This window comes from Micromonospora sp. MH33, assembly GCF_003013775.1.
Taxonomy (GTDB): Bacteria; Actinomycetota; Actinomycetes; order Mycobacteriales; family Micromonosporaceae; genus Micromonospora; species Micromonospora fulviviridis.
The window spans coordinates 83,674-95,766 of record NZ_MUYZ01000002.1 but is presented as its reverse complement, the minus strand read 5'-3'; the positions used below and the strand labels follow the sequence as shown (position 1 = coordinate 95,766).

11 protein-coding genes are annotated in these 12,093 nt (G+C 69.3%); 8 read left to right on the top strand and 3 right to left on the bottom strand.

Annotated elements, in window-relative coordinates; genetic code table 11:
- Positions 1 to 133 precede the first annotated feature (133 nt).
- Both B0E53_RS37230 and B0E53_RS00915 read right to left on the bottom strand, forming a co-directional pair.
- The gene (locus B0E53_RS37230) at positions 134 to 295 is read right to left on the bottom strand and encodes a hypothetical protein (protein WP_168215161.1); all 162 of its coding nucleotides are present in this window, start codon (positions 293 to 295) and stop codon (positions 134 to 136) included.
- A gap of 139 nt (positions 296 to 434) precedes the next feature.
- Positions 435 to 740, bottom strand: coding sequence for a hypothetical protein (locus B0E53_RS00915; protein ID WP_107074172.1), 306 nt, complete (start codon positions 738 to 740; stop codon positions 435 to 437).
- A gap of 517 nt (positions 741 to 1,257) precedes the next feature.
- Here B0E53_RS00915 and B0E53_RS00910 point away from each other — a divergent pair.
- A complete protein-coding gene (locus B0E53_RS00910) occupies positions 1,258 to 4,596 on the top strand; it encodes a beta-N-acetylglucosaminidase domain-containing protein (protein ID WP_107074171.1) in 3,339 nt (1,112 codons plus the stop codon).
- Positions 4,597 to 4,614: 18 nt separating this feature from the next.
- Here the strand turns inward: B0E53_RS00910 and B0E53_RS00905 are convergent, their stop codons facing one another.
- The gene (locus B0E53_RS00905; protein ID WP_146167532.1) at positions 4,615 to 5,388 is read right to left on the bottom strand and encodes a GntR family transcriptional regulator; all 774 of its coding nucleotides are present in this window, start codon (positions 5,386 to 5,388) and stop codon (positions 4,615 to 4,617) included.
- A 159-nt stretch (positions 5,389 to 5,547) separates the two neighbouring features.
- Here B0E53_RS00905 and B0E53_RS00900 point away from each other — a divergent pair, with 159 nt between their 5' ends.
- The 7 genes from B0E53_RS00900 (at position 5,548) to B0E53_RS00870 (ending at position 11,957) form a co-directional block, all read left to right on the top strand.
- Positions 5,548 to 6,816, top strand: a complete 1,269-nt coding sequence (locus tag B0E53_RS00900; RefSeq protein ID WP_107074169.1) for an extracellular solute-binding protein — start codon at positions 5,548 to 5,550, stop codon at positions 6,814 to 6,816.
- Positions 6,817 to 6,920: 104 nt separating this feature from the next.
- Entirely contained in the window at positions 6,921 to 7,745 is an 825-nt protein-coding gene (locus tag B0E53_RS00895; protein ID WP_246835141.1) for a sugar ABC transporter permease, read from the top strand.
- Entirely contained in the window at positions 7,746 to 8,642 is an 897-nt protein-coding gene (locus tag B0E53_RS00890; protein WP_107074168.1) for a carbohydrate ABC transporter permease, read from the top strand.
- A complete protein-coding gene (locus tag B0E53_RS00885) occupies positions 8,639 to 9,574 on the top strand; it encodes a BadF/BadG/BcrA/BcrD ATPase family protein (protein WP_107074167.1) in 936 nt (311 codons plus the stop codon). The genes B0E53_RS00890 and B0E53_RS00885 overlap by 4 nt, the downstream gene beginning before the upstream one ends.
- 47 nt (positions 9,575 to 9,621) lie before the next feature.
- On the top strand, positions 9,622 to 10,815 hold the full coding sequence (locus tag B0E53_RS00880) for a hypothetical protein (protein ID WP_146167531.1): 1,194 nt from the start codon (positions 9,622 to 9,624) through the stop codon (positions 10,813 to 10,815).
- Entirely contained in the window at positions 10,808 to 11,557 is a 750-nt protein-coding gene (locus B0E53_RS00875; RefSeq protein ID WP_107074165.1) for a sugar isomerase domain-containing protein, read from the top strand. Before B0E53_RS00880 ends, B0E53_RS00875 begins: the two co-directional genes overlap by 8 nt.
- Positions 11,558 to 11,669: 112 nt before the next feature.
- Complete coding sequence (locus B0E53_RS00870) at positions 11,670 to 11,957, top strand: DUF2277 domain-containing protein (RefSeq protein ID WP_107074164.1); 288 nt, start codon at positions 11,670 to 11,672, stop codon at positions 11,955 to 11,957.
- The last annotated feature ends 136 nt before the right edge of the window (positions 11,958 to 12,093 follow it).

Here is a 12,093-nt window from a genome sequence, read left to right as displayed (position 1 = left end):
TGGGGAACGTGGTCGAGTTCGGCAGGTCGCTCTATGGCGGGCGGCCGCTACGGGATCCGGATGCACGTGATCGGGACCCGCCACCCAGCGAGGGTGGCGGGTCCCGATCATGTCGGCGCGTGGGCCGACCGGATCAGATGAAGATCGCGCGGGCCGGGTCCGGGAAGTCGGTCGCGATGAGCTGGGCGGCGCCGTACGGCATGGTGTCGAAGCCCTTGTAGTTGTGCCAGGCCTTGATCTGGCCGTTGCTTTGAATCAGAGCGATCTCGGACCGGCCGTTACCGTCGAGATCCATGAACCGTACCCTCGCGGGGTCGGTGAACCCGGTCGCGATGATGACGGAATTGCCGTACGGCGAGGGGGCGAAGGCGAGGTCGTTGTGACAGGCCTTGATCTGGCCGTCCGCCTGGATCTGGATCAGCTCGGACTTTCCGTCAGCTGCCGGGCCCGCCCGGCATTGCGTCACCGAGGACCTGCCACGGCCCGTCGATGGTGGGCGAGCTGGCTGCCGGGAGGTGCCTGAAGTCGTTGGTGGCGTAGGCGAACCACGTCTGGCCGATCCGGACCACGTCCGGGTCCGCGAATCCTTGCGCGATGAGCTCCTTGGGGCCTTCGGCCGCGGCGGTGAGCGTGCTCGGGCCTGCCACGACCGGCACGGCCGGAACGACGAGAGTGAGGGTGACCAGCACTGCGAGCAATGCCGCGTGGCCCTGGCTGTGGGGGATGGGCGGGATACGCATTGAGGCTCCCTTGGGGCCCGGCCGTTGTTGCCGGCACGACCGAATACTGGGCTAGGCCAGTATCGTGAAGGTCGACTGGGTTGTTGTCATCGGCTCGCTACGCGGAGTGACCACGCTTCTGCTCGCCGTCGGCGGCCCGACCGGGATGCATGATCGGGCATCGTCCGGAGCCGCTGCGACTGCTGGCCGCGGACCGGGATCTTGCGGTAGCGCCGGAGTGTGCCCGCGCCGACGGCAGGCCTTCGAACTGCTCGAAGCCGTGCGAGGGCACCTGCCGTTTGTCGGTGGGGGTTGACGTGGTCAGGCGGGACGGGGATGCTCGTTACTGGTATAGACCACCCGGTCGCAATCGATCTTCCGGGAGGCCCTTGCGTGCGAGCGTCGGCCCCGACCCCGACGACCGGCCTCGCCCCGACCTGACCAGACCGCCGGGCTTCGTGTCGGTCAGTCCCTGCGGCGGTCCGCTCACCGCGCGCCATGCCGGGACGCCTGCCGACAACCAAGGCCGGCCCACATCATGAGTGGAGATTCGATGTTTCGGTCGCGCTTGTTTCGTGGCTGTCGCCGCACCGGAGTACTGGCCGGATCGGTCGCCCTTGCCATTGGCCTGGTGAATCCTCCGGCAGCTCGGGGCGAGGCCCAGGCTCCTGACCAGATAGGCGCGGCGCGTATTCTTCCAGCTCCGCAGCGCGTGGAGCCGCGTCCGGGACTTGTCGTCCTGCCGGACAACGTCGATGTCGTCGCCGGCGCGGCCGTCGATCCGGCGGCCCGGAAAACCCTTGTGGACGTGCTCCGGGCGTGGGGGGTTACCGCCAGGGTCGTCGGCAGCGCGGACAGGTCGACTTCGCGTCCGGTGATCTTCCTCGGCGGCCCGAACGAGACGTCGGCGACCACCGCCGCGCTGAGCGATCTCAGGGCGGAAGGGCCGGCGGAACTGCCCGCTGAGGGATACGTGCTGGCGGCCGGGCACGACCGGGCCGGTCGAGCGCGGATCGTCCTCGCGGGCGTGGACGGCGCTGGCACCTTCTACGCGGTTCAGTCATTGCGTCAGCTGCTCGTGTCGAAGGGCTCCCGGGTGGCCGTTGACGGTGTGGTGGTGCGTGACTGGCCGGGCTACCGGGTCCGTGGTGGCATGGAGTCGTTCTACGGACCGGTGTGGTCGCAGGAGGACCGGCGTTCGCAGATCGAGTTCCTGGCCCGGTACAAGATGAACCAGTTCTTCTACGGACCGGCGGACGACCTGCGTACCGGGTCGAAGTGGGATTCGGTGTACGACGAGGCGGAACTGAGCCGGCTGAAGGAGATTGTGGACCTGGCGGCGTCCCATCATGTCGCTTTTGTGTACCGGATCTCGCCGGAGGCGCCCTTGGCGCCCGGCCAGGGGATCTGCCACGTTCGCGACGCCGATCGGGTCAAGCTGCTGGCCCGCCTGGCGCAGTTGTGGGAGATCGGGGTCCGCAGTTACGTGCTCGCCTGGGACGACGTGTCCGGCAACTTCGCGTGCCCGGAGGACCGGGACGCCTACCAGGGCGGTCCGTCGCCGCTTGCGGCCGCCCAGGCCGGGGTCACCAACCTGGTCCAGCACGAGTTCATCGAACGGCACCCTGGCGCCGCCCGTCTGGTGACCGTGCCGACGGAGTACTGGGGCATGACGTCCACCCCGTACAAGAGCCGGTTCGACGAGTTGGTGAGCACCGAGGTCGACCTCTACTGGACGGGGCCGGAAGTGGTGTCGCCGAGCATCACCGAGGACGACCTCCGGGCTGCGCGGGACGTCTGGCCGCGGCACCGGATCATGATCTGGGACAACTACCCGGTCAACGACTACAGCCCGAACCGATTGCTGCTGGGACCACTGGTGAACCGTGACGCCGGCATGGCGGACGACGTCGTCGGCATCTCGTTCAACGAGCTCGTCCAGCACCAGGAGGCCTCGCAGATCCCACTCGGTACGCAGGCCGATTACGCCTGGAACCCCGGGGCCTACGACGCGGAACGCTCATGGACGCGGACCCTTCAGATCCTCGGCGGTGACGCGTACGAGGAGTTGCGGCTCTTCGCCGAGAACAACAAGGCCAGCGCCCTGGACAACACCGCTAGGCCGCAGTTCGCCGCGCTCATCAACCGGTTGATCGCCGACTATTCGGCGGGCCGAGCAGTGGGTGCACAACTCGACCAGCTCGACCGCGAGCTACGCCGCCTGGAGGAACTCCCCACCATGCTCCGGGCGCAGCTCGACAACCCTCGCCTGCTTGAGCAGATCGGGCCCTGGCTGGACCGGGTCGGCACGACCGGCCGGGCGGGTCGGGCGGCCGTCGGCATCCTCCGGGCGCAGGACCGGGGGAACGGCGAAGCCGCCTGGCTGGCACGACGGGATCAGTCGGGTGCCCGCGGCATCCTCGACAGGACGTGGCACCAGATCAGTCCCGGTCCGGTCGACGATCTGCTCAGCTTCTCGGCGGCCCAGAGCGACGGCTACATCGGTGACCGCTGGTACGGCGACCTCGGGGCCCCCACTGGCCTACCGGCTGCCGCCCAGGGGTCGGCGCTGGGCAACCTGACCGACCGGCGCGACGACACGGTCTACGTCGCGGCCGGCAAGCCGCAGGACGGCGATGCGATCACGGTTCCGATCACCAAGCCGCACCGGCTGTCCGCGGTGACCGTGGTGCAGGACGCGACCGCTCCCGCCGACGGCGTGATCCAGGCGCTGGTCGATGGCGCCTGGGTGGATCTCGGACCGCTCGCCGGCGGGTTCACCAAGGTGCCGGCGGCCAACGTGGCGGCCGGCGCGGTACGGGTCCGGTGGGCGTCGGGCAGCGCGGCCCCGCGTGTCTACGAGATCGTCCCGCACTACTCCGACGTGTTCAGCGGTACCGTCTCGGTCGATCCGCCCGGGTCGCTCATCGCGCCCGGCAAGACAAAGCGATTCCAGGTCGCCTTCGAGGTGTTCGCGGATCACCAGCTCAGTGGCCAGGTGACCGCCAACGGGCCGGACGGCTGGGCCACCAACCCGGCGACGCAGGTGTTCCGCGCCCAGCCGGGTGGCCGGACCATCGTCGCGAGCGTGCCGGTGGAGGTGACCGTTCCGGCCGGCGCGGAGCCAGGGCGCTACCAGGTCACGGTGTCCTTCAGCAAGGACGGCGTGTCACCGGTGACCGTGTCGCTTCCGATCCTGGTGGGGGAGCAGAACTACCCGAATCTCGTGACCGGGGCCGACCCGGCCGGCTACTGGCGCCTCGGCGACGTGCCCGGCTCCAACATCGCCGTGGACAGCTCTCCCAGTGGGGAGAACGGGACCTACCTGGCCGGCGCCCATCCGGGCGCCGAAGGTGCGATCACCGGTGACCGGGCGGCGGATCTCTCCGCCGGCTACGTCGAGGCGCCGCGCAACCCGCGGACCAACCTCCAGGGCGCTTTCACCCTCGAGGCGTGGGTGAAGCTCGACACGCTCGCTCCGGCGCCGGGACAGGCGATCATCGAGAGTTACACCGGGCCGGCGATCAACGGGTACGCCTTGCGGGTGGCTGACGGCGTCCTGCAGGCGTGGTCGCTCGGCGCCGCCGGGAAGGGGTATGGCCTCGTGACCGGGCGTACCCGGCTGACGGCCAACGAGTGGCACCACGTCGCCGCCGTCTTCGACGGTTCACGACTGACCGTGTACCTCGACGGCGTGGCGGACAACAGCGCCGCGACGTCGGTGTCGCCGGGCAGCGGTACGGCGAGCGTCAAGCTCGGTGGCCGCGGGGACGACACGTACCAGCGGCTGCAGGGCGACCTCGACGAGGCGGCGATCTACGGCCGTGCCCTGACCGCGGCCGAACTCGAGGCGCACTACCTCACGGGACTCGGCTGACCGGCCGCCGGATGCGCGTCAGCCTCCCTGGGACGGGGGGCTGACGTGCATCTGGATGGCGTAGCGGTCGCCGCGGTAGAGCGAGCGGCCGTACTCCACGACCTTCCCCATGTTGTCGACCGAGATGCGCTCGATCAGGAACGCCGGGGCGTCCTCGGCGACTTCGAGCCGTTTCGCCTCGGTGTCGGTCAGCCGAGCGATGGTGACGGTCTGCCGCGCCGATTCGAGCCGCACCCCGAACGCGCGGCCCAGAACCTCGTACAGCGAGTCGTCGCGTTCCATCACCTTCAGCAGGTTGGGGAACCGCGCTGCGGCCAGGTTCGTCCGCTCCAGCGCCATCGGAATGCCGTCCGCCGTACGGATCCGTTCGATGTAGTGGGTCGGGTCGCCCGGGGCGATGTCGAGGCTGGCGGCGACCAGGCGGGTGGCCGGTCGGGTGCGGGCGCGGTACGACTTGGCACCCGGTGTCATGCCGCGCATCCGCATGTCCTCGCTGAACGAGCGGAAGATCTCCGAGTGGGTCAGCGTGGGATGCTGCACGAAGGTCCCACGCCCGGGCACCCGCCGCACCATTCCTTTCGACTCCAGCGCGTCGATGGAGCCCCGGACGGTCATCCGGGCGACTCCGAACCGTTCGGCGAGGACCCGCTCCGAGGGGAGCAGCGCACCGTCCCGCGAGTTCAGGACCATGGCGGTGAGGACGTCTCTGATGTGCTCGCCCTTGCCGCCGTTGTGCTCCACCGGCAGAGACTCAAGCGCCCCGTCGCTCGGCTCGTGTCGCGTCCTTGGCACGGACCCGCTCCCCTTCCTAGGCAACTGAAGCCATCGTACGGGCAACTGCCCCGACGGATGGTGAGGTCAGCGGAACCATTGACCCCCGGTCTATACCAGTATTAACCTCGGCTCGTCCGCCACGTCCAGCGGGTGGCGGCCACGACGATCGGAGATGCGATGCCCAGAAGACGCGGTGTGTTGGGGGCGGCAGCGCTGCTCGCCTTCGCCCTTACTGCGTGCGCGCCAGGCAGCGGGGGCGGCGGCGACGCCGTCAACCTGAAGGTCTGGGGCTGGCGGCAGGAGGATGTCGCGGCGTACCGCAAGATCTTCCAGATCTACGAGAAGGCCCACCCGGGCGTGAAGGTGGAGTACCTCCCCTACAAGAGCACCGAGTACGACACGATCCTCAAGACCGGCCTCACCGACTCCAGCGGCCCTGACGTCGCGCAGCTGCGTTCCTACGGACTGCTCCAGCCGCTGGTCGGCGCCGGCAGCCTGGTACCCCTCGATGACCAGGTCGACAAGCTGAGCGGCTTCCCGAAGCCGATCCTCGACGGGGCGAAGGGCGAGAAGGACGGGCGCGTCTACGGCGTTCCGTTCGCGCTCCAGACGCTGCACGTCATCTACAACAAGAAGATCTTCGCCGACAACGGCATCGCCGCCCCCACCACGTGGGCGGACATGATCGCGGGCTTCGACAAACTCAGCAAGGCCGGCGTCACCCCGCTGGCGAACACCGTCACCGACAAGTGGATGCTGCCGATCGAGCAGGAGATCTTCGGCGCCACGACGTACGGCGGTCCCGACTACCTCACCACGATGCTCAACGGCTCGGCGAAGTTCACCGGTGCGCCCTGGGTGAACTCCCTGGAGACCTGGAAGAGCACCAAGAAGTACTGGCCGGCGCAGGCGTCCGGGGTGAGCTACACGGACGCGCAGGCACTCTTCACCTCCGGCCGGGCCGCCGCGTTCCCCGGTGGCGTGTGGGAACTCGCCGGGTTCAAGAAGGCCAACCCGCAGCTGGAGCTGGGCATCTTCAACGTACCGCCCGCGCCCGGCGCGGCGGTCGACAAGACGCTGGTTCCCGGCTACGTCGACGGGTCGTTCGGCGTCTCGGCGAAGTCGCCCCACCGGGACGCGGCGCTGGACCTCGTGCGGTGGATGGCGACCGAGGAGTTCGGCCGGGCCCTGTCCACCGAGCTCCGACAGATCTCCCCGGTACCGGGCGTCGAGCCCCAGGACGAACTCCTGGCCCAGGCGCTGAAGGAATACCAGGCGAACCCGAGTCCCTACGTCACCTACGCGTACTTCTCCGGCGGCACACCCACCGCCTGGGACCTCGCCTCCGAGGCGTTCTCCGACTACGTCCTCGGTCGGAGCACCGCCGCTGACACCGCCGCACACATCCAACGAGGGGTCGATCAGTGGTTCCGGCCCAAGAACTGACGGTCCGTCCTGCCCGGCGGTCACGCCGTCGGGCAGGACGGGTCTCGGCAGGATGGATCACGACCTTCTGCCTGCCGGCCTTCGCGCTCTACGGCCTCTTCCTCGTGGTACCGCTCGTCACCGCCTTCTACTACGGGCTGTTCCACTGGGACGGCACCCGGCAGGGGGAGTTCATCGGAATCGGCAACTACCAGGAGATTTTCACCCGCTATCCCTTACGCGACGAGATCCCCGCCGCGCTGGGGCACAACGTCCTCTTCTTCGTCGGCACCATGGCGATCCAGAACACCATCGGCCTGGGCCTGGCGGTGCTCCTGCACCGCAGTCCCCGGGGCAAGCGGCTGTTCCAGACGCTCTTCTCGCTTCCCTACCTGATCAGCCCGCTGATCGTCGGGTACATCTGGTCGCTCCTGCTGAGCCCCACCTTCGGCCCGATCAACTTCGCGCTCAGAGCGGTCGGCCTGGACGCATGGGCGCGTCCATGGCTCGGTGAGCCGGACCTCGCCCTGCCCGTACTGATCCTGGTCAACGCCTGGCAGTGGATCGGCGGACCGATGCTCATCTTCGGCGCCGCCCTTGGCGGTATCCCCCAGGAGCTGGAGGAGGCAGCCGCGATGGACGGGGCGTCAGCGACCCGGGCGTTCTGGAGCATCCGGTTCCCGCTCCTGATACCGGCGGTCGGCGTGATCACCGTGCTGACGTTCATCGGATGCTTCAACATCTTCGACCTCGTCTACGCGCTGGGCGGTTCCGACGGCGGACCCGGCGGCGCCATGGACGTACTGGGCCTGCTCTACTACCGGACCGCCTTCCAGGGCGGCAGCAACGCGATCGGAGAGTCTTCGGCGTTGGCCATGCTGATCTTCGTGCTCATCTTCGGGGTCTCACTGGCCCTGGAGCGGGCGCTGCGCCGCCGGGAGGTCCACTAGATGAACACCCTGCGCGCCGCCCCCCGGGAGGCAAGGAAAACCAGGGGTGACCTCCCAGCCCCGCGCGGCACCCGCCAGCGGTCGCTGCTCCGCACCGCCGGCAGCCAGCTCGTCCTGTGGGCTTACGCCGGAATCGCCTTCGGTCCGCTGCTGCTGGTGCTGATCGGATCGCTGCGGCCCAACGCGGAGATCCTCCAGGCACCGGTCGGCCTGCCCAGCTCCTTCGACCTGAGCAACTACACCCGCGCGTGGCAGACCGCGTCGATCTCGACGTACTTCATCAACTCCCTGACCGTCACCTGCGCTTCGGTGGCACTCTGCGTCAGCGTGTCGGCGATGGCCGCCTACGCCCTGTCCAGGTGGAAGTTCCGGGGCCGCGCCCTGCTCGCGGCGTTCTTCCTGTCCGGGTTGATGATTCCCGCGAAGCTCGGTCTGCTGCCGGTGTTCTACATGTTCCAGTCGATGGGTCTGATCGACAGCCGGATCGGGTTGGTGCTGCTCTACGCGGCAAGCGGAATCCCGTTCTCGGTCTTCGTGATCATGGGCTTCATGCGGGGACTACCCGGTGAACTGGAGGAGGCCGCGCGGATCGACGGGGCACACGAGGGCCGACTGTTCGTATCGGTCGTCCTGCCCCTGATGCGGCCGGCGCTCGCGGTGGCCACGGTCTTCCAGTTCGCGCCGACCTGGAACGACTTCTTCTATCCGTTGGTGCTGCTGCGCAGCGGCGACAAGTACACCGTCCCGGTCGGGCTGACCCGGTTCTTCGGCGAGTTCGCCGCCGACCGCGGCACCCTGTTCGCCGGACTCGTGATCGCCCTCGTCCCGCTGGCCGTGGTGTTCGCCCTCGCGACCAAGCAGATCGTCGCGGGCCTGACCGCAGGGATGTCGCGTTGACAACGACGATCACCATCGACGGCGGCAAGTCGGAGCTTCGGCTGCTGCTACGTACCCCGGCGGGCCGCCAGCTCGGCGTCGGCCCGGGCTTCACCTACCGGCCCCACGAGGACGGCGTCGACCGAATCCTGGCCGCCATTCGAGGCGCCGCGGCGACGATCTCCCTTCCCGCGCAGGTGGCGGGCGTGGTAGCCGGCCTGACCGGCGTACCGGGGGAGAACGCCGAGCGCCGGCGTCTCGCCGTCGCGCTCGAGCGGCAGTTCGGCGGGCCGGCCGTGGTCGTGGAGGACAGCATCCTCGCGCACGCCGGCGCTCTCGGCGGTCCCGGCGTGCTGCTGTGTGCCGGTACCGGGACGACCGTGCTCGCGGTGAACGCCGACGGCGACCACGCCCGGCTCGACGGATGGGGTCCCCACCTCGGTGACCGCGGCAGCGCGTACGCCATCGGGCTGGCGGGGATGCGCGCCGCGACCGCCTCGTACGACCAGGTCGGGCCGGCAACCGTGCTGGTCGACCGTCTCGTCGCGGCGCTCGGCGGCGTCGACCTGGCCGCACTCCAGCGCTACTACCGGGACCCCGCCATGATCTCGCATACGGCGGCCTTCGCCCGCGAGGTGCTCGACGCGGCCGCCCAGGCCGACCCGGTGGCCGGCCGCATCTGCGCCACGGCCGCGACCGACCTCGCCGACGTGGCGCAGGCGGCAACCGACCGGCTCGATCTCAGCGGGTCGGCACGTCGGGTGTCCTTCAGCGGACGGCTGCTGACCCTCGGAAACGCTCTGTACCAGGCACTGTCGGCCGAACTTCAGGCCAGAGGGCTGCCCCTGGTCACACCCAGAGCGGAGCCGATCGACGGCGGTCCCGCGCTCCTGAGCGGCGCCGCCCCGTACGCCCGCCTGCTGGCAGCCCAGGAACCCGGTGGCGACGCATGAGGGTCGGCCACGGACTGGCGCGGCTCGAGGTCGTGCCCGGAGAACCCATGGGTGGCTACGCCGACCGCTCCGACGGCGTCCAGAACGTGCTCGACCCGCTGGAGGTCCATGTCGTGACCTTCGCCGACGCGGGCCACCGGTTCGCACTGGTGGTCGCGGACCTGATCTGCGTCAACGTCGACGTCGTCGACCGGATCCGGACCGCCATGCGAGACATCGGCGTGCAGTCCTGCTGGGTCGCCGCCACCCACACCCACGCGAGCCCGGAGGCGGGCTGCAGCCCTGGCGGCGAGGCCACGCCACGGCACGTCGCCGACCGGCTCGAAGCCGCGTCGCTCGTGGCCGCACGGTCCGCCATGGCGTCCGAGCGTGCCGCCAGACTCAGCTCCGCCCGTACGATGGTCCCCAAGCTGGCGGGCCACCGCAACATCGCCGACCCGAGTCCCCTGGACATTCCCGTCGACACCATCGTGGTCACCGCAGGTATCGACGTGGTGGGGCTGGTCGTGGTCTCACCGGTCCACCCCACCATCCTTCCCGCCGACAACAACCATGTGAGCGCGGACCTCAACGGCGGCATCCGCCGGGCGTTGTCCACACCGAACAGGTGGGTGGTCGTCGCCACCGGTGCGGCCGGCAACATCAGTACCCGGCACACCCGTCAGGGGCGGGGGCTTGACGAGGTGAACCGGCTCGGCGCCTGGCTGGCCGACCGGGCCGAACCGGTGTCGCCGCGCGTCGGCAGGGGTACCGCGACGCCGGTACGCCCGCCGGTCACGCGAACCGTGACGCTGGCGCCCAAACAGCCAGCGGAGCTCGACGTCGCCGTGCGTCAGACGCCGCAGCCAGGGGCCGGAAACGAACGCATCCACTGGGTCATGCAACAGGGGCTGCGGATCGCGGAGGAACAGGCCGCCCGGCAACGCACGGAACCGTATGTGATCGGCGTGGAGGCGGTGGACCTCGACGGGGTCATGGTCGTGGCCGTTCCCGGCGAACTGTTCCTGGAGCTGGGCGAAACGATCCGGTCGGCAGCGCCAGACGAGGTAGGGGACATCGTCGTCCTCGGCTATGCCAACGGCTACCTCGGCTACCTACCCACCCGTGACACGCAACCCTGCTACGAAACCTATGTCAGTCCGGTCACCTCCGGCAGCGGCGAGATCGTCGCCGAGGCCGCCGTGAAGGCCGCCGTAGCGGCCGCCCGCGACCGTCAACATTCCAGGAGGATCAGTGCCTGAGCCCGCCTACGCCAACATCGCCCGGACCGCACTCGAACAGGTCCTAACAGCACAGCTCGACGCCATAGAGACAGCGGCCGGGATCGTCGCCGACGCCATCGCCGCAGGTGGTGTCCTACAGGCGTTCGGGACCGGCCACTCGCGGATCGTCACCCTCGAACTCGCGGCGCGTGCCGGCGGGCTTGCCGCCGTCAGCATGCTGGCGGTCAAGGACCTCGTGATGTTCGATGGCGCCGACCCGAAGCCGATCCTCGATCCGACGTACGAGCGCGAGTCCGGCCTCGCCGAGCAGATCTACCACCTCGCCGCACCCTCCGAGCACGATGCCTTCCTGATCGTCTCCAACTCCGGCATCAACGCCGCCGTCATCGAGATGGCCGCGCTGGCCCGCGAGCGCGCGCATCCGATCGTGGCGGTCACCTCACTCGCACACACCCGCTCGGCCGGCGCCCGTTCGACACAGGGATCGCATCTCGCTGACCTGGCGGATGTGGTGATCGACAACCACGCTCCGGCGGGGGATGCGGCACTGGAGATCACCCCAGGAGTTCGGATAGGGGCGGTTTCGTCGTTCACCGGAGTCCTCATCGCGCAGCTACTCACCGAACTGGTCTGCCGCCAACTGCTGGGCCGCGGCATCGATCCGCCCGTCCACATCTCCGCGAATCTCGCTCAGGGCGACGCGCACAACCGGGTCCTCTATGAGCGGTACCGCGATCGGGTCCGCCCGATCGAACCCTGATCCGCCACGCACGAAGGCTCCCAGGCGTCGGGGGGAGAAGGCATACATCGACAATGCGGGCATCATCGGTAACCCATCTGCCGGTGTCCGCCCGGCCTGGCATGGTAGGGGGATGTGCAGGAACATACGCGTGCTCCACAACTTCGAACCGCCTGTGACCGACGATGAGATCGAGGCCGCCGCCATCCAGTACGTGCGCAAGGTCAGCGGCACGACACGGCCGTCCGCGGCCAACGAGGAGGCGTTCGGCGAGGCGATCCGCGCTGTCACGGCGGCCACCCGAACCCTGCTGGACAGCCTCGTGACGAAGGCGCCTCCCCGTGACCGCGAGGTGGAGGCCGCGAAGGCCAAGGCGCGCGCCGCCGAACGGTACGGCCTTCGAGGGGCAGCCTCGGGCTGACCGCGCCCGATCTGGCCTCGCCCCGTCGTGGTTACGGGACGTGAGACACGGGGCTTGAACAGGCGACCATTGCCTCGTCAGCGAGGGCGAACCCCGCTGACGAGGCAATGATCGCAGAAGGGCGCCGTGGCGCCTG